This window comes from Pseudomonas sp. 10S4 (assembly GCF_034344865.1).
In the GTDB taxonomy this organism is placed as follows: Bacteria; Pseudomonadota; Gammaproteobacteria; order Pseudomonadales; family Pseudomonadaceae; genus Aquipseudomonas.
Genome location: NZ_CP133774.1, coordinates 2415104 through 2436739 on the forward strand (window position 1 = coordinate 2415104; position 21636 = coordinate 2436739).

Annotated in this window: 15 protein-coding genes and 2 pseudogenes; 10 read left to right on the forward strand and 7 right to left on the reverse strand. The window is 60.7% G+C overall.

Translation table 11 applies throughout. From position 1 onward, the window contains the following. The first annotated feature begins 28 nt into the window (after nucleotides 1–28). From parE to RHM58_RS11175, 5 genes are all read left to right on the forward strand, one after another. Complete coding sequence (parE, locus tag RHM58_RS11155) at nucleotides 29–1933, forward strand: DNA topoisomerase IV subunit B (RefSeq protein ID WP_201200077.1); 1905 nt, start codon at nucleotides 29–31, stop codon at nucleotides 1931–1933. Beyond that, entirely contained in the window at nucleotides 1933–2922 is a 990-nt protein-coding gene (locus RHM58_RS11160) for an esterase-like activity of phytase family protein (protein ID WP_201200079.1), read from the forward strand. The genes parE and RHM58_RS11160 overlap by 1 nt, the downstream gene beginning before the upstream one ends. Continuing rightward, nucleotides 2919–3440 (forward strand): retropepsin-like aspartic protease family protein, encoded by a 522-nt coding sequence (locus tag RHM58_RS11165; RefSeq protein ID WP_201200081.1) that lies wholly within the window; start codon nucleotides 2919–2921, stop codon nucleotides 3438–3440. Before RHM58_RS11160 ends, RHM58_RS11165 begins: the two co-directional genes overlap by 4 nt. A gap of 10 nt (nucleotides 3441–3450) precedes the next feature. Continuing rightward, complete coding sequence (gene parC / locus RHM58_RS11170; RefSeq protein ID WP_322270384.1) at nucleotides 3451–5718, forward strand: DNA topoisomerase IV subunit A; 2268 nt, start codon at nucleotides 3451–3453, stop codon at nucleotides 5716–5718. A gap of 176 nt (nucleotides 5719–5894) precedes the next feature. Beyond that, entirely contained in the window at nucleotides 5895–6608 is a 714-nt protein-coding gene (locus RHM58_RS11175; protein WP_201200093.1) for a PqiC family protein, read from the forward strand. 238 nt (nucleotides 6609–6846) lie between these two features. Here the strand turns inward: RHM58_RS11175 and RHM58_RS11180 are convergent, their stop codons facing one another. Then, a complete protein-coding gene (locus tag RHM58_RS11180; RefSeq protein WP_201200095.1) occupies nucleotides 6847–8376 on the reverse strand; it encodes an AhpA/YtjB family protein in 1530 nt (509 codons plus the stop codon). 134 nt (nucleotides 8377–8510) lie between these two features. Between RHM58_RS11180 and serB the strand changes: the two genes are divergently transcribed. Beyond that, nucleotides 8511–9725 (forward strand): phosphoserine phosphatase SerB, encoded by a 1215-nt coding sequence (serB, locus tag RHM58_RS11185; RefSeq protein ID WP_201200097.1) that lies wholly within the window; start codon nucleotides 8511–8513, stop codon nucleotides 9723–9725. A gap of 160 nt (nucleotides 9726–9885) precedes the next feature. On the opposite strand, the pseudogene RHM58_RS11190 reads toward serB, so the two are convergent. From RHM58_RS11190 to RHM58_RS11205, 4 genes and pseudogenes are all read right to left on the reverse strand, one after another. Further along, nucleotides 9886–11675 (reverse strand): annotated as a pseudogene (locus RHM58_RS11190) (molecular chaperone). A gap of 210 nt (nucleotides 11676–11885) precedes the next feature. Then, nucleotides 11886–12746: an archaetidylserine decarboxylase gene (asd, locus tag RHM58_RS11195; RefSeq protein ID WP_201200101.1), complete on the reverse strand. Its 861-nt coding sequence runs from the start codon at nucleotides 12744–12746 to the stop codon at nucleotides 11886–11888. Between the two features lie 18 nt (nucleotides 12747–12764). Further along, nucleotides 12765–13580 (reverse strand): thiosulfate sulfurtransferase, encoded by an 816-nt coding sequence (gene rhdA / locus RHM58_RS11200; protein ID WP_201200109.1) that lies wholly within the window; start codon nucleotides 13578–13580, stop codon nucleotides 12765–12767. A 41-nt stretch (nucleotides 13581–13621) separates the two neighbouring features. Further along, a complete protein-coding gene (locus tag RHM58_RS11205) occupies nucleotides 13622–15160 on the reverse strand; it encodes an HDOD domain-containing protein (RefSeq protein ID WP_201200110.1) in 1539 nt (512 codons plus the stop codon). A gap of 166 nt (nucleotides 15161–15326) precedes the next feature. On the opposite strand from RHM58_RS11205, the gene motA reads away from it, so the two are divergent. Both motA and motB read left to right on the forward strand, forming a co-directional pair. Further along, on the forward strand, nucleotides 15327–16178 hold the full coding sequence (gene motA, locus RHM58_RS11210) for a flagellar motor stator protein MotA (protein WP_201200111.1): 852 nt from the start codon (nucleotides 15327–15329) through the stop codon (nucleotides 16176–16178). Nucleotides 16179–16181: 3 nt separating this feature from the next. Then, nucleotides 16182–17231 carry a flagellar motor protein MotB gene (motB, locus tag RHM58_RS11215; protein ID WP_201257196.1) on the forward strand — a complete coding sequence of 350 codons (1050 nt, stop codon included), beginning with the start codon at nucleotides 16182–16184 and terminating at the stop codon, nucleotides 17229–17231. A 763-nt stretch (nucleotides 17232–17994) separates the two neighbouring features. Here motB and rsgA read toward each other — a convergent pair. Beyond that, entirely contained in the window at nucleotides 17995–19026 is a 1032-nt protein-coding gene (gene rsgA, locus RHM58_RS11220) for a small ribosomal subunit biogenesis GTPase RsgA (RefSeq protein WP_201115147.1), read from the reverse strand. A 107-nt stretch (nucleotides 19027–19133) separates the two neighbouring features. On the opposite strand from rsgA, the pseudogene orn reads away from it, so the two are divergent. Then, a pseudogene (orn, locus tag RHM58_RS11225) lies at nucleotides 19134–19675 on the forward strand (oligoribonuclease). A gap of 207 nt (nucleotides 19676–19882) precedes the next feature. Further along, nucleotides 19883–20494, forward strand: coding sequence for a trimeric intracellular cation channel family protein (locus RHM58_RS11230; RefSeq protein ID WP_201200116.1), 612 nt, complete (start codon nucleotides 19883–19885; stop codon nucleotides 20492–20494). A gap of 20 nt (nucleotides 20495–20514) precedes the next feature. On the opposite strand, the gene queG is transcribed toward RHM58_RS11230, so the two are convergent. Further along, nucleotides 20515–21579, reverse strand: a complete 1065-nt coding sequence (queG, locus tag RHM58_RS11235) for a tRNA epoxyqueuosine(34) reductase QueG (RefSeq protein WP_322270386.1) — start codon at nucleotides 21577–21579, stop codon at nucleotides 20515–20517. Between the last annotated feature and the right edge of the window lie 57 nt (nucleotides 21580–21636).

The following is a 21636-nucleotide window of genomic DNA, read 5'->3' on the forward strand; positions in this document are numbered from 1 at the left end:
ATTCACGGAACATTGACGACGAGACCCCATGGCCACTCCCAGCGCTAGCTCTTATAACGCAGACGCCATCGAAGTCCTCTCGGGCCTCGACCCGGTGCGTAAACGCCCCGGCATGTACACCGACACCAGTCGGCCGAACCACCTCGCCCAGGAAGTCATCGACAACAGCGTCGACGAAGCCTTGGCCGGGCACGCGACGTCGGTGCAGGTCATCCTGCACGCCGATCACTCCCTGGAAGTCAGCGATGACGGCCGTGGCATGCCGGTGGACATTCACCCGGAAGAGGGCGTGTCGGGTGTCGAGCTGATCCTCACCAAACTCCATGCGGGCGGCAAGTTTTCCAACAAGAACTACCAGTTCTCCGGCGGTTTGCACGGGGTAGGTATTTCCGTGGTCAACGCCTTGTCGAACGAAGTTCGTGTCCGCGTAAAGCGTGACGGCAACGAATACCAGATGACTTTTGCTGACGGTTACAAGAAAACCGAGCTGGAAGTCATTGGCACCGTCGGCAAGCGCAACACCGGCACCAGCGTGTTCTTCGCGCCGGACCCGAAGTATTTCGATTCGCCAAAATTCTCCATCAGCCGCCTCAAACACGTGCTCAAGGCCAAGGCCGTTCTGTGCCCGGGGCTGCTGGTCAGTTTTGAAGACAAGGCAACCGGCGAAAAAGTCGAATGGCATTACGAAGACGGCCTGCGCTCCTACCTGGTAGACGCGGTCAATGGCTTCGAGCGTCTGCCGGACGAGCCGTTTTGCGGCAGCCTGGCCGGTAATAAAGAAGCGGTTGATTGGGCGCTGCTGTGGTTGCCGGAAGGTGGCGACAGCGTGCAGGAAAGCTACGTCAACCTGATCCCGACGGCCCAGGGCGGTACGCACGTCAACGGTTTGCGTCAGGGCTTGCTCGATGCGATGCGCGAGTTCTGCGAGTTCCGCAGCCTGCTGCCGCGCGGCGTGAAGCTGGCGCCGGAAGACGTCTGGGAGCGCATCGCCTTCGTCCTGTCGATGAAAATGCAGGAGCCGCAATTCTCCGGCCAGACCAAAGAACGCCTGTCGTCCCGTGAAGCGGCGGCTTTCGTCTCTGGCGTGGTCAAGGATGCATTCAGCCTGTGGCTCAACGCCAACCCGGAAACCGGCATGCTGCTGGCGGAGCTGGCGATCAACAACGCCGGCCGTCGTCTGAAAGCGAGCAAAAAGGTCGAGCGCAAGCGCATCACCGCGGGTCCCGCACTGCCGGGCAAACTCGCCGACTGCGCCGGGCAGGACCCGATGCGCTCCGAACTGTTCCTGGTCGAAGGTGATTCCGCTGGCGGTTCGGCCAAGCAGGCGCGTGACAAAGAGTTTCAAGCGATCCTGCCGTTACGCGGCAAGATCCTGAACACCTGGGAAGTCGACGGCAGCGAAGTGCTGGCCAGCCAGGAAGTGCACAACATTGCCGTTGCCATCGGTGTCGATCCGGGCTCGGCAGACATCGCCCAGCTGCGTTACGGCAAGATCTGCATCCTCGCCGACGCCGACTCCGACGGTCTGCACATCGCGACCTTGCTTTGCGCGTTGTTCGTCCAGCATTTCCGCCCGTTGGTGGATGCCGGTCACGTCTACGTCGCGATGCCGCCGCTGTACCGCATCGACCTGGGCAAAGAGATTTACTACGCCCTGGACGAAGCCGAGCGCGATGGCATCCTTGATCGGCTGGTGGCCGAGAAGAAACGCGGCAAGCCGCAGGTCACCCGATTCAAAGGTCTGGGTGAAATGAACCCGCCGCAACTGCGCGAAACCACCATGGACCCGAACACGCGGCGCCTGGTGCAGTTGACGCTGGAGGATTACGAGGCCACCGCCGAAATGATGGACATGCTGCTGGCGAAGAAACGCGCCGGTGACCGCAAGTCCTGGCTGGAATCCAAAGGCAACCTGGCCGAGGTTCTGGGCTGATGCGGCTTGGCTTTGCCCTGGCGTGTGCGTTGCTGCTGGTCTCGGTAACGGCGTCTGCCGAACCGGCGCCGGAGCTGCGCCTGTTGTCCGAACATGCCGTCGATGGCATGCGCGGCGGCAACCTGTCGGGGCTGGCCCAGTGTGGCAAAGAGCTGTGGACCGTTTCGGATCGCGACGATGATCAAATCTACCGTCTCGATACCCGCCAAAAAACCTGGCAAGCCGAAACCGTGCACATCGACGTACCACCCGTGCCGGACAGCGGTTTGCCCTTGGGATTGAGTTCGCGTAATTGGGCGGCGTCTTTCGTGCGCGGTGGGGACCTGGATTTCGAAGGCATCACCTGTGACAGCGCCGGCAATCGCTACATCGTCAGCGAAGGCCACGCGGCCGTGCTGCAAGTGTCGCCGCAGGGCACTGCGTCGTGGCTGAAAATCTCGCCGATGCTGGTTCGCGAAGCGCGGGCCAGCGGCATGCTGCTGCAATTCAATGCGCTGTTCGAAGGCTTGGCGATCAATCCGGCGGGCGATGAAATGTGGCTCGCCGCGGAGCGTCAAAGCCGTGGTTTGCTGCGGATCAAACGTAAGCAGACCGTGTGGGACTGCGACGGTGGCTGTGTGTTGTTGAGCGAAGCGGGCATGGAAATGCAGCCACCGCAGTTTCCCAAGGCCAGACCGGTTAACCGGGATTTTTCCGACCTGTCATTGTTCAACGGCAAGCTGTTTACCCTTGAGCGCAACGCCTATCAGATCTGTCGCCGCGACGCGCAAACGGCCAAAGTCGAGCGCTGCTGGTCGTATGCCGCCGAGTTGTTGCAGGAAAACCGTCGTTACTCACAGAACTATGGGCTGGAAGAGGCGTTGATCATTGACGCCGACGGTGCCTGGATTGGTGTCGACAACAACTTCGGTGCCCGCGCCGATGGTGAAGTCCGCCCGATTGTCTGGCGCTTCGCCGCGCCTGAAGGTGGCTGGAGCGCCAAGCCGTGAGTCAGCAACCGCCGGGCAAACGCGCCGGTCGGGTGTTCATGATCCTGGCCTGGTGCGCGGCATTGTTTTTGGCGACACGGTTTTTCGGGCAGTTGGAAGAGCGTCAGCAAAACCCTAATGCGGTGCTCAGTTCGCAGCAGGGTGAAGGTTTTGTCGAAGTGAAACTGGTCGGTAACAACCAGGGTCATTTTGTCGCCAGCGGCCAGATCAACGGCCAGCCGGTGGATTTTATGCTGGATACCGGGGCGACCGATGTGTCGATCCCGCAGGAATTGGCCGAACGGCTGAAACTGGAGAAAGGCTTCGGGGTGACCCTGAGCACGGCCAACGGTTTGAGCCAGGGTTATCGAACCCGCATCGACCGTTTGCAACTGGGCGATATCGTGCTGCGTGATGTTCGCGCGCTGGTCGCGCCAGGCCTGGAGGGCAATCAAGTGCTGCTCGGTATGAGCGCACTGAACAAACTTGAATTTACCCAGCGCGGTGGCACCATGCTGCTGCGCCAGACAACGAAATGATGAGGCCCGCATGAGCGACTCCCTTGATCTCAGCCTGGACGGTGTAGAGCGCCGGTCACTGGCTGACTTCACCGAAAATGCCTACCTCAACTACTCCATGTACGTGATCATGGACCGTGCCTTGCCGCATATCGGCGACGGCCTGAAACCGGTACAGCGGCGCATCATCTATGCGATGAGCGAGTTGGGGCTGGACGCCGATTCCAAGCACAAGAAATCGGCGCGTACCGTCGGTGACGTACTCGGTAAATTTCACCCGCACGGCGATTCGGCCTGCTACGAAGCCATGGTCCTGATGGCGCAGCCGTTCAGCTATCGCTATACGCTGGTCGACGGTCAGGGTAACTGGGGTGCGCCGGATGATCCCAAGTCCTTCGCCGCCATGCGTTACACCGAAGCGCGGCTGTCGCGCTATTCCGAAGTGCTGCTCAGCGAACTGGGCCAGGGCACGGCGGACTGGGGCCCGAACTTCGACGGCACGCTCGATGAACCGCTGGTGTTGCCGGCACGTTTGCCTAACATCCTGCTCAACGGCACCACCGGCATCGCCGTCGGCATGGCCACCAACATCCCGCCGCACAACCTGCGCGAAGTCGCGACAGCGTGTGTGCGTTTGCTCGATGAGCCCAAAGCCACGGTCGAACAGCTCTGCGAACACATCCAGGGTCCGGATTACCCGACCGAAGCGGAAATCATCACCCCGCGCGCCGACCTGCTGAAAATCTACGAAACCGGCAAGGGCTCGGTGCGCATGCGCGCCGTGTACCACGTCGAAGACGGCGACATTATTGTCACCGCGCTGCCGCATCAGGTTTCCGGTGCCAAGGTGCTGGAGCAGATCGCGGCGATGATGCAGGCCAAGCCTTCCAAGGCCCCGCAAATCGCCGACCTGCGCGACGAGTCCGACCACGAAAACCCGTGCCGGATCGTGATCATTCCTGGTGCCCGCAAGAATTTTGACCACGATGCGTTGATGCAGCACCTGTTCGCCAGCACCGAGCTGGAGTCGAGCTATCGGGTGAACATCAACATCATCGGCCTCGACGGCAAGCCGCAGCTCAAGAATCTGCGTGCGCTGTTGGTTGAATGGCTGGAGTTCCGCGTCAACACCGTGCGCCGACGCCTGCAATTCCGCCTCGACAAGGTCGAGCGTCGCCTGCACCTGTTGGACGGTTTGTTGATCGCCTACCTCAACCTGGATGAAGTGATTCACATCATCCGTACCGAGGAACACCCGAAAGCAGCGCTGATCGCGCGTTTCGCCCTGAGCGAAATCCAGGCCGACTACATTCTCGACACCCGTTTGCGTCAGTTGGCGCGACTGGAAGAAATGAAGCTGCGTGCCGAGCAGGATGAATTGCTCAAGGAACAAGCCAAGCTGCAAGCCCTGCTGGGTAGCGAAGCCAAGCTTAAGAAGCTGGTGCGCACCGAGCTGATCAAAGATGCCGAAACCTATGGCGACGACCGTCGTTCGCCAATCGTCGAGCGCACCGAAGCCAAAGCCCTGACCGAACACGACCTGCTGCCGAACGAGAAAGTGACGGTGGTGCTGTCGGAAAAAGGCTGGATTCGTTCCGCCAAGGGTCATGAAATCGACGCCACCGGGCTGTCCTACAAGGCCGGGGATGGTTTCAAGGCCTTGGCACCGGGTCGCTCAAACCAGTTTGCGGTGTTTATCGACTCCACCGGCCGCAGTTATTCGGTGGCCGCGCATACCTTGCCATCGGCCCGAGGCCAGGGCGAACCGCTGACCGGTCGCCTGACGCCGCCACCAGGGGCGACCTTCGAATGCGTGCTGATGCCGGAAGACGATTCGCTGTACGTGATCGCCTCCGACGCCGGTTACGGTTTTGTGGTCAAGGGTGAAGACTTCCAGGCCAAGAACAAGGCCGGCAAAGCCCTGCTGAGCTTGCCGAACAACTCGAAAGTCATCCTGCCGCGCCCGGTCGCCGATCGCGAGAACAACTGGCTGGCCTCGGTCACGACCGAAGGTCGCCTGCTGATCTTCAAAATCAGCGACCTGCCACAATTAGGCAAGGGCAAAGGCAACAAGATCATCGGGATCTCCGGCGAGCGTGTGGCCAGTCGCGAAGAATATGTCACGGACATCGCGGTTCTGCCGGATGGCGCCACGTTGGTGTTGCAGGCCGGAAAACGTACCTTGTCACTGAAAGCGGACGACCTCGAACACTACAAAGGTGAGCGCGGGCGTCGTGGTAACAAACTGCCACGTGGCTTTCAGAGGGTGGATGCGCTGCTCGTCGAAAACCTCAATTAGGCGTGCTAGAGGCGCTGATCTACGATTTAACGCGTAGATCGGCGCTTTCGCGCTGGAGTCGGAACGCATATTCACGGATGATATGGCCTTTCAAGCGCCGGCGTGGCCGAGCGTTCTTCATATTTATTGAGTATTTTCACTGTGGTTAGCCTTGTGGCAGCCACCTGGATGGGACGATGACTGCTCTGCGCCTTCCTTTTATTTTGATGCTCGCTGGCGTTCTTGGCCTGGCGGGTTGCAGCGTACACCAGCCGGTGTCGTTGTATCAGCTGGACAGCGGAAGCCCGGCTCAGCCTGCGCAAAGCGCCGGCATGGCTGTATTGTTGGGCCCGGTAACGATTGCCGACTACCTGCAACGTGAAACCCTGCTGCAGCGTCAGCCGGATGGCAGCCTTCAGGCGTCGGTCGATGGTCGCTGGGCGGGTAGCTTGTCTTCGGATATCGATCAGTTGCTGCTGCGTCAGGTGGCCGGTCATCTGGACAGCCAGCGCGTAGTGCTGGCGCCGGCGACATTGGGCTTTGCCCCGGATGTTCAGGTGCTGCTGACGATTACTCGCCTGGACTCGGGTGAGTCGCAACCGGCGATCCTCGATGCGCAGTGGCGTCTGATCGACCGTCGTGGCCAGGTTCGCGATAACCGCATCATTCATCTGCAAGAACAGCATGCTGGCGGTACTGCGGCTCAGGTTCAGGCTCAGGGTGTGTTGTTGCAACGTCTGGCGGAGCAGTTGTCGGTAGCGTTGAAGCCGCTGGCCAATCAGCCACCGATTGCTGACGCACCGCGTAAACAGGCGGCCAAGCCTGTGGCGCCTGCTGCCGAGCAGGACAAGCAGCCGAAGATTCCGATGGCTTCGCCGATTCGTACCGATATGGAAGTGTTCAGGTTCTGAGCCTGGATTGATCCAACACAAAGCCCGCAGAGATGTGGGCTTTGTTGTTTCTGCCGGTTGGACATCTCCATTGCCTGTCCTGGCCCCATCGCGAGCAGGCTCGCTCCCACAGGGGACCGCATTCGCAGGGACGGCGCCGATTAAATGTGGGAGCGAGCCTGCTCGCGATGAGGCCCCAACAGGCAACAAAAAACCCGCAGACGATCACTCGTCTGCGGGTTTTTTCATTACAGGGCGATTACGCCCGGCGTTCATGCATCCGCGCCAGTTGCCGCTCCAGCATCGACGGATAAGGCTCCATCAACCGCTCTACACAACATGCGCCTTCAGGGCTAGCGATCGGCCGGATCCGCGCACGTTGGCGAATCAGCGCATCGTCGCCGATCTTGCGCTCGACCAGCAGCAGGTTGCGGCTGTGTTGCGAGAGGGCCAGGGCATCCTGGGCCGCCTCGGTCAGCAGCAGGTCGATCTGGCTCAGGCCGAACAAATCGTCGCCCAAGGTCAGGCCCAGCTGCAATTGCAGGGTGATGCCGCTGTCGGCGACCTCGATCTGCAACTGATGGCCCAGGGCGCGTAGCAACTCACCGCAGCAAATAGCATTGGTCAGGTAGTCGTCGCCGCTGTCTTCGGTGTGGAACAGCATCAGCGTGCTGCCATCGTTCAGGGTGTGCAGTTCGCTCTGATAGAGCGAAGCGGCCTGATCGAGGCAATCACGGTAGCGCTTGAGCAGTTCTTCCAGGCGCGTGCGCGGCAGGCGACGCAGTTGATCCTGCGCGCCGAGTTGTACGGCCAATACCGCGCTGTGCTGTGGCACGTTCGAGATAACGGGTTTAGCCACTGGTTTCGGCGCGTTGTCTGCCGACTCATCGCGCAGATCGGCAAATGCGTCATCGTCCTCATCGTCTTCGACGGTACTGACAGTGCGCTTTGGCGCAGGCTTGAGACCGGCCACAGGCTTGGTTTCATCGAAACTCGGATCCCGCAGATTGCGCACTTCAAAGGCTGGATCAGCCTCCTCGTCGTCGTAATCGGCATCGTCGAATTCAGGTTCCGGCAAGGGTTCAGGCTCGGCCGGTTCCGGGGCGAAATTGGCGTGCAGCTGACGGGCCAGGTCGCCGATTTCATCCTGACGCTCGGTGGCCGGGGTGTATTCGTCGATATTGCGCAGCCAGACCCGCAATTGCAGCAACGGCGTGGAGATGTGCCGACCCAGGCGCAGGCTCAAGGCCAGGGACAGGGCCAGCAGAATCGCACTCAAGATGCCCATGCTTTGCAGGCTGATGGTCATCGGCTGCTGGAACTGATCCATGTCCAGGCTGATGCGCAATTGCCCGGCGGTCACGTCCTGGAACGTGATCTTGCTCTCGTACATGCCTTCGGCTTCGCCCAACAGGCTGTGCTTGGGACGCTGACCGGATTCGGCGAGGATGCGGTTATCCACGCTGTAGATGGCGGCGTGGGCCACCAACTTGTTCTTGGTCAGGTTGTTGAGCAGCACGTTGAGGCTGAGGATGTCGTTGGACACCAACAGCTCCGTGGCGGAGGTGGCAGTCTGCGTGGTCAGGCTTTCGCCCAGCGCATCCGCCTGCTCGTGCATGGCCTGCTTGAACTGCAAACCCATCACGCAGGCATAGATCACCAGGGCCAGAGCGACCAGGATCACGTTATGGCTGGCGATGCGCAATGCAATCGGTACACGGCGGTGGCGCAGTGCCCGGAAGATCAGCAGGAAGAAGTTATCGGTTTTTACTGGCGTGGGCCGGTTCACTGAGCTCGGCTCTTTTGTCCGTGAAGTTGACGCGCAGTATAGCGACAGGCCCAAGACCGGCAAAGCGCTGACGGTGCCCGATGGTCACTGAAAGTGGGTAGAATGCGGTTTTTTTCCACCTGCGGGGGTGCGCCTTGCGCGAAATCGTCCTGATAAACATCACGGGAGTCGACCGTCCGGGTCTGACTGCGGCCATTACCGGCGTTCTGGCCCAGGGTGGTGTGAACATTCTCGACATTGGTCAGGCAGTGATCCACGACACCTTGTCGTTCGGCATCCTGGTTGAAATTCCTGACACTTTGCAGGGCAAGTCGGTGCTCAAAGACATCCTGTTCAAGGGCTACGAGCTCGATCAGCAGGTGCGCTTCACGCCGGTGTCCGAAGAGGATTACCAGCAGTGGGTCGGCAATCAGGGTAAAAAACGCCACATCGTCACCCTGTTGACCCGCAAAGTGACCGCCGGGCAATTGCAGGCCGTGAGTTCGATTACCGCCAAATACGGGCTGAACATCGACCATATCGATCGTCTGTCCGGGCGCATGCCGCTGGACACCCCGGCCGACAAGGGCAAGGGCTGCATCGAGTTCTCCGTGCGTGGCGAAGCGGCCGATCCACAGGCATTGAGGGCTGAATTCCTTAGCGTCGCGCAGGAATTGAACGTCGACATCGCCTTCCAGGAAGATTCGCTGTTCCGTCGCAACCGTCGTCTGGCGGTGTTTGACATGGACTCGACGCTGATCGAAGCCGAAGTCATCGACGAACTGGCGAAGGCGGCGGGCGTGGGTGATCAGGTCTCTGAAATCACCGAGCGGGCAATGGCTGGTGAGCTGGACTTCCGCGAAAGCTTCAAGGAACGCCTGGCCTTGCTCAAAGGGCTGGACGTCAGCGTGCTGGACTCGATTGGCGCCTCGCTGCGTCTGACCGAGGGTGCCGAAACCCTGTTCGCCGAACTCAAGCGTCTGGGCTACAAGACCGCGATCCTGTCTGGTGGCTTCACCTACTTCGCCAAGCAATTGCAGGCCAAACTGGGTATCGACTACGTGTTCGCCAACGAACTGGAAGTGGTGGACGGCAAAGTGACGGGCGTGGCGGTCGAGCCGATTGTCGATGCACAGCGCAAGGCGGATCTGCTGAAAGAGCTGGCCCACAAGGAAGGTTTGCGTCTGGAGCAAACTATTGCTGTGGGCGATGGTGCCAACGACCTGCCGATGCTGGCGATTGCCGGGCTGGGCGTGGCGTTCCGCGCCAAGCCGTTGGTCAAGCAGTCGGCGAAACAGGCGATCTCCACCCTTGGGCTGGATGGTGTGCTGTATTTGCTGGGCTTTCGGGATCGTGACGGGCAGCTCTGAGTACTCGGTTGCCTGAGCTGGCTTCTGTGGCGAGGGGCTTGCCCCCGTTGGGTCGCGGAGCGGCCCCTGCATTCGTTCAGTCAGACCGAGTTGTATGGATTTACGACTGCTGCGCAGCCGAACGGGGGCAAGCCCCTCGCCACAGGTATTGGGCTCGCTCTCAAAGCGATTTCCACAACGAATCAAAATCCTCTTGCGCCCCGACCACGCCGCTCCCTGCGGCGTTTTCGTTTTTACTGGCCTCCAGCGAGCGATAGGCAAACTGGTTAAAGCTGTTGGTGCTCGACACTCGTCGATCCAGCCCGGCGCGCCGTTCATGGCCGTTGGTGTTGATCAGTACCTTGTTACCTTCCTGGAACGGCAAGCGCGGGGCCAGCAGGGTGGCGGGCAAGTCGATGGCGCTGATGGCCGGCAGTAGAAGGCCGCGCAGGTACTGACTGTGATCGTCTCGGGTGCGCACCAATTGCAGGCCACAAGGCTCGGCGTAAGGTGCGACTTGCTCGATACCCATCTGCGTGCCGCCGCCGCGCACTTGGCGAATCCAGCGCACAACGGCGATGCTCCAGCCCTGACCGGCAGAATCCTCAATACCGACCATTTCACCGGCCTGTAGCTCGGCGGGCACCGCACCGGGCCACGCCAGGCAATAACCGCCGGGGCTGTGATTGACCACCGGCAGCGCGTAAGTCGGGAAGTGCTGGTTACGGTCGCCAGCCTCGTGGCTGTCGTCGTTTTGCAGTTGCGGGTATTCAATTTCTTCGTAAGGCAGCAGGGCATCGCCGTTGCCACTGGGCGCGGCGTCGAAGGCATGACTCCAATTGTCTTTGCCTCCACCTGCCGGGGACGCCGCCGAAAACTGCGCCAGCCGCCCGGCGGGGTTTTTCAGAATGTCGCTGAACGAACGCTGCCCGCCCAGATAAAAGTGCAACGCGCTCATGCCCACGCAAAGGGTCAAGGTGCCGTTGCCGACGGTGCGTTGGAAGCTGCGCTCGGCAGCTTGGCCCCACGCTGCGTGCAGGTGTTGCAGCGTATCCGGATTCAAGCCTGTCGGTACGGGCAGCGTGGAGGAATCGTTGCCTGGATTGAGCAGGCGGGCTTCGATGGCCGCCACCAGCGGCTGCGGATCAATCCCGAGCAAACCCTCCTGCTGCTCGGCGCGGAACTTGGCACGATAGCGCGGCCCGGTGTCGAGGTCCGGCGCGACAGCAAACAGCTCATCACCGGGGAGGCCGGGGTGCAGCTTGATCCATTTACTCCAGGGTTCCAGCACCTCGGCGAGCCGGGCGATCTGGTTCTGACGCAGTTGATTGCAGCGCGAGGCGCCCAACAGCAGGGCGGCGACGTAGGTGTTTTCGATGCTCAGGTCTGGCGTCTCACTGGCCAGTTCATCGCGCACACTGATGGTTTGCAGTCGATGCTCACAGCCGATTCGATACAACTGATGCAGCTCCAGCCAGACCCCTTCCGGCACCGGGCAGTAGAGCTGGGTGGCGCGGATCAACGGGCCGTTCAGGCAATGGATCGCCCGTTGCAGCGCCTGAGTGAGCAGCGGCGCGCGGTCCTTGCTGAAACGTGGCGCGATCCGCATGACGATCTGTTTGTAGCCGATCGCCAAATGGCTTTGCAGCGCCTGGCAGAGGTTGGCGATCTTGCGCGAGCGCTCGTCGAGGACAATCGCCTGATGCAGGAAATGCCGTTCCAGGTGCTTGCAGACGTAATACACCTCGGGTCGCAACAACTCGAGCAGTTGCAGGCGATTGTCGCTGGGCGTCAGCAATTGATTGAGTTCGCTCAGGCCCTGATACAACTGGCGAGCGGTTTCGCCAATGTTGGCTTTGGGCAGGTTGGCGATCCAGCGCTTGAGGTCGCGCGGGGTGGCTTCGCAGAACGACAGGCGTGACTGCGTCGGAATCGGTGCTCGCAGTAATAGCGGGGGCTGGTCTCATTCATGCCGTGGAAAAGCTCCAACCGGGAAATGGGCAGTGAATGACCTGACTGTAGCACCTAAGGCAACAAGCGGTATTCCAACATGCTCACCCCACCTGTAGGAGCGAAGGCGATCTCAAGGACGCCTTCGCCGGCAAGCCGTGCTTCTACAGGGGATGGTGCTTGCAGGAGGAGCCAACCCCCGCGAAGAATGCGGGGTTCAGCTCAAGGACATCAGGCTTTTGGCAAACCCATGCCCTGGCCCATCTGCACTGGCGTGCCGGCCGCCAGCTCTTCAGCCCACTTCACTTGATCCGGCCCGAACAGCACGACAGCGGTCGAGCCCAGTTTGAAGCGACCCAGTTCCGCACCTTTCTCCAGATGGATCGGCGCACGGGCGGCTTCGTCGTAACGGAAGGTTTTCAGCTCGCGTTTCGGCGGCGTCACCAACCCGGCCCAAACGGTTTCAATCGACGCCACGATCATCGCGCCCACCAGCACCACGGCCATCGGCCCGCGCTCGGTGTCGAAAATGCACGCTACGCGCTCGTTGCGGGCGAACAGTTCCGGGACGTTTTCGGCGGTGGTCTGGTTGACCGAGAAGATCCGGCCCGGGATGTAGACCATTTCGCGCAGGGTGCCGGCCAGCGGCATGTGCACGCGGTGGTAATCCTTCGGCGACAGGTAAATGGTCGCGAAATCACCGCCCATGAATGGCGCGGCATTGGCGGCATCGCCACCCAGCAGTTCCAGAACGCTGAAGCTGTGGCCCTTGGCCTGGAACACGCGACCGTGTTCGATCGGGCCGAGTTGGCTGACCGCACCGTCGGCCGGGCTGAGGATCGCGCCCGGGGTTTCGTCCAGTGGACGCGCGCCGTCTTTCAAGGCGCGGGTGAAGAATGCGTTGAAGTGCTCGTAGGCGGTCAGGTCCTCGACCAGTGCCTGAGACATGTCCACTTGATAACGCTTGGCGAACCACGCAGTGAAGACGTTCTTGAACCAGCGCACGCGGCATTCGGCAATGCAGCCGGCCAGTCGCGAGAGCAAGTGATGGGGCAGCAGGTATTGGCTGAGGATAAACAAACGCTTATTCATTAACTGTCCTTAAAAACCTTAAATCTCTACGGGGGTGTCGGGATGGTTGCCCCATTCGCCCCAGGAGCCGGCGTAGCCTTTGACCCGCGGATAACCGAGGGACTTGGCCACTAGATAGGTGAAGCCAGAACGGTGGTGAGTCTGGCAGTGGGTGATCACTTCTTTGTCTTTGCTGATGCCGAGTTGTTCGAGGATCTGTGGCATGTCGGTGCGGATGCGCAGGTGGCGCGCCTGATCCATGCCGGCAGTCCATTCGAAATTCACGGCACCCGGGATGTGCCCGGCCTTGGCCGCCAAGACCTTCTCGCCGGAGTACTCCAGCGGCCCACGGGCGTCCCAGATCGCCAGGTCCGCAGCGCCGAGACGGCTTTGCAGGTACTCGCGGGTGGCGGTGGGTTCGTCGTGCAGGGTCAAGGCAACCGGGCCGCCGACCGGGGCCGGAATCTGGATCGACATCGGCAAGCCTTCTGCCAGCCAGGCCGGAAGACCGCCGTCGACATAGTGGTATTTGCTGTGGCCAATGACATCCAGCAGCCAGATAAACCGGCCAGCCCAGCCGCCACCTTCGTCGTCATAAACGACGTAGACCGCATCAGGGTTGTGGCCCAGTTCGCCAAACAATGCTTCAAGGGAGGCGTGGGTCGGCAGCAAACCTGGCGCTGGCGCCTGACCGAGTTGCGTGCGTTTCGGATCGACAAAACGCGCACCGGGCAGGTGCCCTTCGGTGTAGCGGGCGCTGCTGGTCAGGTCCACCAGAATCAGATCGCGGGCGTCGAGACGCGGGAGCAAGTCGCTCGGCTCGATGACCAGCGGCAAGCCAGAGAAGTCAGACATGTGAGGTCTCCAGAGCACAAAGGGGAGGATTGTAGCGCAGCCTATTGGCCACGGGTGCTAAAGCTGTGGAGTGCCTTTTCAATGCACTGCGCGGTTTTGCCGAAGGCTTGCACGGTGATTTCCGAGAACGGCCCGCCGCCCTGATCCGCCACCACAATCATGATCACCCGGCCATTATTGACCAGTGAACGCAGCAACAGGTGTTCGCCGCCAAACTGTGAACGCAGGCCGGCAGGGAGCAGGGCCGAAAACTGGGCATTGTTGTCCGGCGTCAGGCGTACCTGGGCTTGCTGCGAGAGCAAGCGTTGCAGCACGTTGCTTTGGCTAACCGCAAAATTCAGCCCGGCGGCTTCTTTCGCCAGCCCGGCCGTTTGATGCACCCGCAGATTGGCGTGGGTGCGGTCGGCCATCAGGATCATCACCCGACGCATGCCGCAGGCCACCAGTGCATCCCGCGCCGAGGTGGTCAGGTGCATTGCATTGGTAAAACGGCTCGGCTCCACCAACAGTTCGGCACATTGTTTGCGCCACTTTGTCAGATCTTCGGTGGTCGGTGCCGGGGCCGGCAGCAAACCCGCGTGAATGTGATTCATGCCCCACGGCCACAGTAGCGAAACCGCCGGGTGCCAGAGGTCCGGCATGGCGTGATGTCGGGCGCTGTTGGCGGCCTGTTGGTGCAATTGCTGTTGCACTTCATCCATCGAGATTTGCAGGTAAAGGCTGGTCAGGAACTGCCAGCGTTCACTGTGCGGACTGTCCCAGGCCTGTTGCGCCGACAGCGCCAGACCGTTGGCCAACAGCACGGTGTTAGCCGGTTGGTTGAGCCAGCGGCGCAGGGTTGGATCGTCGTCGAGGCGGTTTTGCTGACGCAACGGATGATCGCTGTCCCGGGCGATGCGCAGGACTTTCACCAGTTCCCGTTGCTCGTTGAGCAGCAGGCGATAGCCCTGTTGCACCCAGATCGGCAGGCGCCAGATATCCACCAGCGCCAGACAGATCTCCAGCAGGCGCACGCCGAACAATTGCTTTTCGACTTTGCGAGCCGACTCACCTTTATGGATGACTCGCAGTTCCCATTCTTCGAGCAACTGTGGATGGGTCAGCGCCATCGGCCACAGCGGCGAGAGAAACAGCAGGCTGCCCCAATGAATGTCCTGCCACAGCCGCGCCAGGCGACTGGCGAAAAAACCGTTGGCCTGTTGGGTCGCGTGCTGGCTGATCAGTTGCAATTGGCGCAGGGCCACCGGGATCTCGGCCTGAGGTACGGCGGGCAGGCGAGCGAGCAACTCTTCGGCACGTTTCAAACCGAGGCGGCTGAGCGCCACTTCAAGGTTTTCCGCTGGCTCGCTCATGCTGCCGTGGGTGTGGCGGTTGGCTTCGCGAATCACGCTCAAGGCCAGGGCCGGGCTGTCCTGGATCCGCTCGGCGATGTCGCGCAATGAGCTGCGACTATCGCGAATGGCTTTGCAGACCCGGTCATGACTCTCTTGCGGAACCGGCAGGCGCACTCCATCGAGAAGCTTGACCCAGCCTTCAAGAGTGGTCGGTTTTGGGGTTGGAACGTTCGTTTCGTTAGCCATGGCTGGACGGGATCATCATTGGCGGTAAACACGCCCGGCGCGGGCTAAATTGGCTTTTCGCCTGAACTGGCTATAGTCTGGCGCAGTTTTGCCGATAAGTAGAAGAAGAGATTTTTTAACTTCCGAATATGACCTTGAACCCGACTCAGTAAGTACTCTCCTACCTATGGCTAAAATTATCGGCATCATCGTCGTATTCGCGAGCGTGCTCGGCGGATACGTGCTTTCCCACGGCAAGATTGCCGCCCTGATCCAGCCTTTCGAGGTGATGATTATCGGTGGTGCGGCCCTTGGCGCATTCCTGCAGGCCAACCCCGGTTACATGACCCTGCACGTGCTCAAGAAATCCTTGGGCATGTTCAGTTCGCGCTTCAGCCACACCTTCTACCTTGAAGTGCTGGGCCTGATCTACGAGATCCTCAACAAGAGCCGCCGCGAAGGCATGATGGCCATCGAAGGCGACATTGAAGATGCCTCTGCCAGCCCGATCTTCGCCAAGTACCCGGCGGTACTGAAAGACGAACGCATGACCGCGTTTATCTGCGACTACTTGCGCATCATGTCGTCCGGCAACATGGCTCCCCATGAGCTTGAAGGCCTGTTCGACATGGAGCTCTACAGCCTTAAAGAAGACCTGGAACACCCATCCCACGCGGTAAACGGCATTGCCGACGCCATGCCGGGTTTCGGTATCGTTGCGGCGGTACTCGGTATCGTGGTGACCATGGCTTCCCTGGGCGAAGGCGACCAGAAAGCCATCGGCATGCACGTTGGTGCGGCGCTGGTCGGTACCTTCTTCGGTATTCTCGCGGCTTACGGCTTCTTCGGCCCGCTGGCTCACTCCCTGGCTCACGACGCCAAGGAAGAACTGAACGTCTACGAAGCCATCAAGGCATCCTTGGTCGCTTCGGCTTCCGGCATGCCGCCATCGCTGGCGGTGGAGTTCGGTCGCAAGGTTCTGTACCCGGCGCACCGTCCTAGCTTTGCCGAGCTGGAACAAGCCGTTCGCGGTCGCTAAGCCATGGAAAATAATCAGCCGATTATCATCAAGCGCGTCAAGCGCATTGCTGGCGGGCATCACGGGGGCGCTTGGAAAATCGCCTTCGCTGACTTCGCGACGGCGATGATGGCGTTCTTCCTGGTGTTGTGGCTGCTGTCCACTGCCACGCCGGAACAGAAGATCGCCATTGCCGGTTACTTCAAAGACCCGGTCGGCTTCTCCGAAAGCGGCACGCCGTACATCATCGATTTGGGCGGCACACCGACCCTGGCGCCGGAGAACACCCTCAACCCTGAGGTGAAATCCCAGCCGCAGCCGGACAAGGTGACGGTCGATACCGACCAGGTCGAAGGCATGGCCGAACAGGTCGAGAAAGAACGCCTGGAATTGCTGCTGCAAGAACTGCAGAACAAGGTCGAAGAGAACCCGCAGTTGCAGAAGTTCAAGGACCAGATCCTGTTCGAGATCACCCCGAACGGCTTGCGCATCCAGATCATGGACGCGGATAACCGGCCGATGTTCGACTCAGGTTCGGCTCGTCTGAAACCGTACTTCGAAGACATCCTGCTGGCCATGGCCGATACCATCAAAGCGGTGCCGAACAAGATCAGCATCAGCGGTCACACCGACGCCAAGCCGTACTCCGGCACTGGTGATTTCGGTAACTGGGAATTGTCGGCCAACCGTGCCAACGCCGCTCGCCGTGCGCTGGTTGCCGGTAGCTATCCGGATTCGCAAGTTGCACGTGTCGTCGGTTATGCCTCGTCGGCGTTGTTCGACCGGGAGCACCCGTTCAACCCGGTCAACCGTCGTATCGACATCGTTGTACTGACGAAGAAGGCTCAGGCCGCGATCGAAGGTTCACAAGGTGCCGAACCAGCGCCGACACCAGGGCAGGGCGCTCCGGGTGAAGCACCGCCGGCACCGGCCACACCGGTCGATCCGAATGCTGTGCCTGCGGACAAGCAACCGGTACCGGCTCATGAACTTCGTGAGCGTTTGAACCTGTTTGAAGATCCGGCGCCGAAGCCGGGTGATCCGGCCAAACCGGCGGAACCGCCCAAGCAGTGACCCACAACAATCAAGCCGACAGAGATGTCGGCTTTTTTGTGCTGCTTTCATTTTCAGCGTGGGCACGGTCCCTGTAGGAGCGAGGCTTGCCCGCGAAGGCGGCTTGGTAGCCGACCTGTCTTTTGCAGATGTACATCGATCAATTGTGGGAGCGAGCTTGCTCGCGATGGCGGCCTTCGAGTCGATCTATTTTTGGATGGTGTACATATCCGTTTCTGCGGTAACGGCTGCCTAAGGTTCCGCCCTTACGGCGGGCTACTTGGAAAAGCGCCAAGTAACCAAGCGCTTTTGCCCCTTTCGTTCGGTGCCTCGCCCAGGCTCGGCATGCCCTCGCTCCGGTCCTGCTCCGTGGGCCCGCCGCCATCGGCCATCCATGGCCGGGGGCGGCTAACCCGGCATCCATGCCGGGTTGCCCACTGCGCAGAACCTCCACTCGGCCTCTCGAGGGGGCGAACACCGCAACAGCACCGCGAGGCGGCCTGATAGCCGACCTGATTGTCAGGTGGGTCGCGTTTTCCTGTTGGAAGCGGTTTGCTGGTGAGATTAGTAGTTGTAGGCGCGATCTGAAATTTCTTGCCGGGGCTGGACGCTGGAAAAAGCAGAGCCCTGAAACCAGAAAGCCGCGAGATGATCGCGGCTTTTTTGGAGCACTTAAACCCTGTGGGAGCGGGCTTGCTCGCGAAGGGGCCATCAGCTTCAACATCAATGTTGACTGACATACCGCTTTCGCGAGCAAGCCCGCCCCCACAGGTTTCGTGCCGGTCTAGTAACTAGTCTCCGGCAAACTCGCGATGATCGAGCGATAGCTATTCATCCGCTGCTGCTGCACACGCCCATCTTCCAACGCCTTGAGCAGCGCGCAACCCGGTTCGCGGTCGTGCTTGCAGTCGCGGAAGCGGCAGGTGCCGATCAAGTCGTTGAACTCGATGAAACCGGCTTCGACGTCGGCACGGCTGACGTGGCCGAGGCCGAATTCACGGATGCCCGGGGAGTCGATCAACTCACCGCCGCCGGGGAAGTGGAACAATCGCGCAGTGGTGGTGGTGTGAGTGCCTTGGCCGGACAGCTCGGACAACGGGCCGACGCGGGTTTCGACTTCCGGCAGCAGGCTGTTGACTAGCGACGACTTGCCGACGCCGGACTGGCCGACGAATACGCTGATGCGCCCGTCCAGTTGCTCCTGCAATTGCTCCATGCCGTTGCCGTGGTGGGCCGACACTTCCAGCACCGGGTAACCGAGCGTGCGGTAAACCGCCAGCAAGGCATTCAGCGCTGGGGCGTTCTGCTCGTCGATCAGGTCGAACTTGTTGAGCAGCAGCAGTGGACGAATCCCGGCGTGCTCAGCAGCGACCAGATAACGGTCGATCAGGTTGGCGTGGGGCTCAGGCAGCGGGGCGAAGACAATGACGATCATGTCGACGTTGGCCGCAACCGGCTTGAGCTGACCACGGCTGTCCGGGCGGCAGAGTTCGGTTTTACGCGGCAGTTGCGCCACGATCACCCCGATGCCCTGGTTGCCGGCACGCCAGACCACCTGATCGCCGGTCACCAGCGCCGGCAGGTTGGCACGCAAGTGACAGCGGAACACTTGGCCGGCCAGCTCACCGTCGAGCGCTTCGACTTCGACCTGCACACCGAAGTGCGCGATCACCAGGCCCGTCTGTTCCGGACCCAGGTCGCCGCCCTCAAGTGCCTCGACAGCCGAGGACTCGCGTTTGGCGGCGCGGGCAGCGCGTTCGCCCTGAATCTTTTCGATGCGCCAGTTTTGACGACGATTGAGTTGGCGTTTGGCCATGGGTGTTCCGTATCAAGAATGCAGCGATTAGGTAAAACGGCCGCGAGTTTAGCACGCCCGGCCGGTTGCCTAGGCTAAACTGCGCAGCATTGCCTAGGAGCCGACACATGCAAAACCCGCAGAATCTGATCTGGATCGACCTGGAAATGACCGGTCTGAACCCTGATACCGACGTTATCATCGAGATGGCGACCATTGTCACCGACAGTGATCTGAACACTTTGGCCGAAGGCCCGGTGATCGCCATCCACCACAGCGACGCGATCCTCGCCGGCATGGACGAGTGGAACACCCGTCAACACGGCGGCTCGGGCCTGACCCAACGGGTTCGCGATAGCCGCATCAGCTGGCCGAAGCCGAAGCCGAAACCATCGTCTTCCTGGAAAAATGGGTACCAAAGGGCAAGTCGCCGATCTGTGGCAACAGCATCTGCCAGGACCGTCGCTTCCTTTATACGCACATGAAATCTCTGGAAAGCTACTTCCACTACCGCAACCTCGACGTGTCGACGCTCAAAGAGCTGGCCGCACGCTGGGCGCCGGACGTGCGTGACAGCTTCAAAAAAGGCAGCACTCACTTGGCGCTGGACGATATCCGCGAATCGATTGCCGAGTTGCAGCACTACCGTAAGCATTTCATCAAGTTCTGATGTGGCGGCGTCTTGTGGCGAGGGGGCTTGCCCCCGTTCGGCTGCGAAGCAGTCGTAAACCTGTGCATGCGGTATGACTGACGGGATGCAGGGGAGCGCTTCGCACTCCAACGGGGGCAACCCCCTCGCCACAGGCTTTCTGATTGCCCTCTTTTGGTGCCGCCACGAAATGGCTAGACTGCGCGCCCTCCTGCCAGGACCGCCACCATGTTGCTGATGCTCTACCTGATCGCCATTACCGCCGAAGCCATGACCGGTGCCTTGTCTGCCGGCCGTCGCGGCATGGACTGGTTTGGCGTGGTGCTGATCGCATGCGTCACGGCGTTGGGCGGCGGTTCTGTGCGTGACGTGCTGCTCGGTCACTACCCGCTGACGTGGGTCAAACACCCGGAATACCTGGTGCTGACCTCGGTCGCGGCGATGTTCACCGTCTTCACCGCCCGCTGGATGCGTCACCTGCGCTCGCTGTTTCTGGTGCTCGACGCCGTGGGTTTGGTCGCGTTCACGCTGATCGGCTGCATGACGGCGCTGGAAATGGGCCACGGCATGCTGGTGGCGTCGGTCAGCGGCGTGATCACCGGGGTTTTCGGCGGCATCCTGCGGGACATCTTCTGCAACGACATTCCGCTGATCTTCCGCCGCGAACTCTACGCCAGCGTCTCGTTTGCGGCGGCGTGGTGCTACATGCTTTGCATCTACTTGGAATTACCAGGTGAACAGGCAATTTTGATCACGCTGTTTGGTGGTTTTCTGCTGCGCTTGCTGGCGATTCGGTTTCACTGGGAAATGCCGAAGTTCGTCTACAACGACGAAGCCTGATCTACACACGGTTCCGCGTCCTACGCCAGTCCGTGTTGTTTCAGGGCCCACTCGACATGCTCACGCACCAGTTCTGACGGGTAATCCCTGCGCGCCTTCAACGCTTCCAGCACTGGAATACTCGACGGCGCATTCCCCAGGCCGACCGCCAGATTTCGCAACCAACGCTCATAACCGGCCCGGCGTAACGGCGAACCCTCGGTACTGTTGAGAAACCGTTCCTCATCCCACATGAACAGTTCGGCCAGTTCTGCGTTGTCCAGGTTGTGCCGTGGCTTGAAGTCGCTTTCGCCGGACGGACGGGCGAAGCGGTTCCACGGGCAAACGATCTGGCAGTCGTCGCAGCCGAACACCCGATTGCCGATCAGCGGTCGCAAGTCTTCCGGGATCGCGCTCTTCAGTTCGATGGTCAGGTAGGAAATGCAGCGCCGGGCATCCAGCACATACGGGCCGACGAAGGCGTTGGTCGGGCAGATGTCCAGGCACGCGGTGCAGCTGCCGCAATGTTCGGTAGCGTGGGGCGGGTCTTCCGGCAGTGGCAGGTCGACGAACAGTTCGCTGAGAAAGAAATAACTGCCGGCCTTTCGATTCAAGACCAGGGTGTTTTTGCCGATCCAGCCAAGGCCAGCCTTCTCGGCGATGGCTTTTTCCAGCACCGGGGCGCTGTCGACGAAGGCGCGGTAACCGAACGGGCCGATCACGGCCTGAATTTTTTCTGCCAGTTGTTGCACGCGTTTACGGATCAATTTGTGGTAATCGCGGCCCAAGGCATAACGCGATACGTAGGCTTTTTCCGGTTGGGCCAGTAATTGCGCCATTTGCGTGTCGCCGGGCAGGTAGTCCATGCGCAGGGACACTACACGCAACGTGCCGGGCACCAGTTCTTCCGGGTGCGAGCGTTTGCTGCCGTGGGCGCCCATGTATTCCATTTCGCCGTGGTAGCCGGCTTCGAGCCAGCGCTCCAGGTGCTGCTCATGCTCGGCCAGGTCCAGGCCGCTGATGCCGACTTGCTGAAAGCCCAGCTCGCGGCCCCAGTCCTTGATGGATTGGGCCAGGGCGGGGAGGTCTGTAGTAATAGCGGGCATGAGGCGAGAGAAACCGGAGCTGAGATGCGTATAATTCTGCCAGACATCGGAGCCCGA

Bases quoted from the DNA above. Each gene is read 5' to 3' on its own strand.
- parE (WP_201200077.1), top strand. From the start codon at position 29: ATGGCCACTCCCAGCGCTAGCTCTTATAACGCAGACGCCATCGAAGTC.
- RHM58_RS11160 (WP_201200079.1), top strand. From the start codon at position 1,933: ATGCGGCTTGGCTTTGCCCTGGCGTGTGCGTTGCTGCTGGTCTCGGTA.
- parC (WP_322270384.1), top strand. From the start codon at position 3,451: ATGAGCGACTCCCTTGATCTCAGCCTGGACGGTGTAGAGCGCCGGTCA.
- RHM58_RS11175 (WP_201200093.1), top strand. From the start codon at position 5,895: ATGACTGCTCTGCGCCTTCCTTTTATTTTGATGCTCGCTGGCGTTCTT.
- asd (WP_201200101.1), bottom strand. From the start codon at position 12,746: ATGAATAAGCGTTTGTTTATCCTCAGCCAATACCTGCTGCCCCATCAC.
- rhdA (WP_201200109.1), bottom strand. From the start codon at position 13,580: ATGTCTGACTTCTCTGGCTTGCCGCTGGTCATCGAGCCGAGCGACTTG.
- RHM58_RS11205 (WP_201200110.1), bottom strand. From the start codon at position 15,160: ATGGCTAACGAAACGAACGTTCCAACCCCAAAACCGACCACTCTTGAA.
- motA (WP_201200111.1), top strand. From the start codon at position 15,327: ATGGCTAAAATTATCGGCATCATCGTCGTATTCGCGAGCGTGCTCGGC.
- motB (WP_201257196.1), top strand. From the start codon at position 16,182: ATGGAAAATAATCAGCCGATTATCATCAAGCGCGTCAAGCGCATTGCT.
- rsgA (WP_201115147.1), bottom strand. From the start codon at position 19,026: ATGGCCAAACGCCAACTCAATCGTCGTCAAAACTGGCGCATCGAAAAG.
- RHM58_RS11230 (WP_201200116.1), top strand. From the start codon at position 19,883: ATGTTGCTGATGCTCTACCTGATCGCCATTACCGCCGAAGCCATGACC.
- queG (WP_322270386.1), bottom strand. From the start codon at position 21,579: ATGCCCGCTATTACTACAGACCTCCCCGCCCTGGCCCAATCCATCAAG.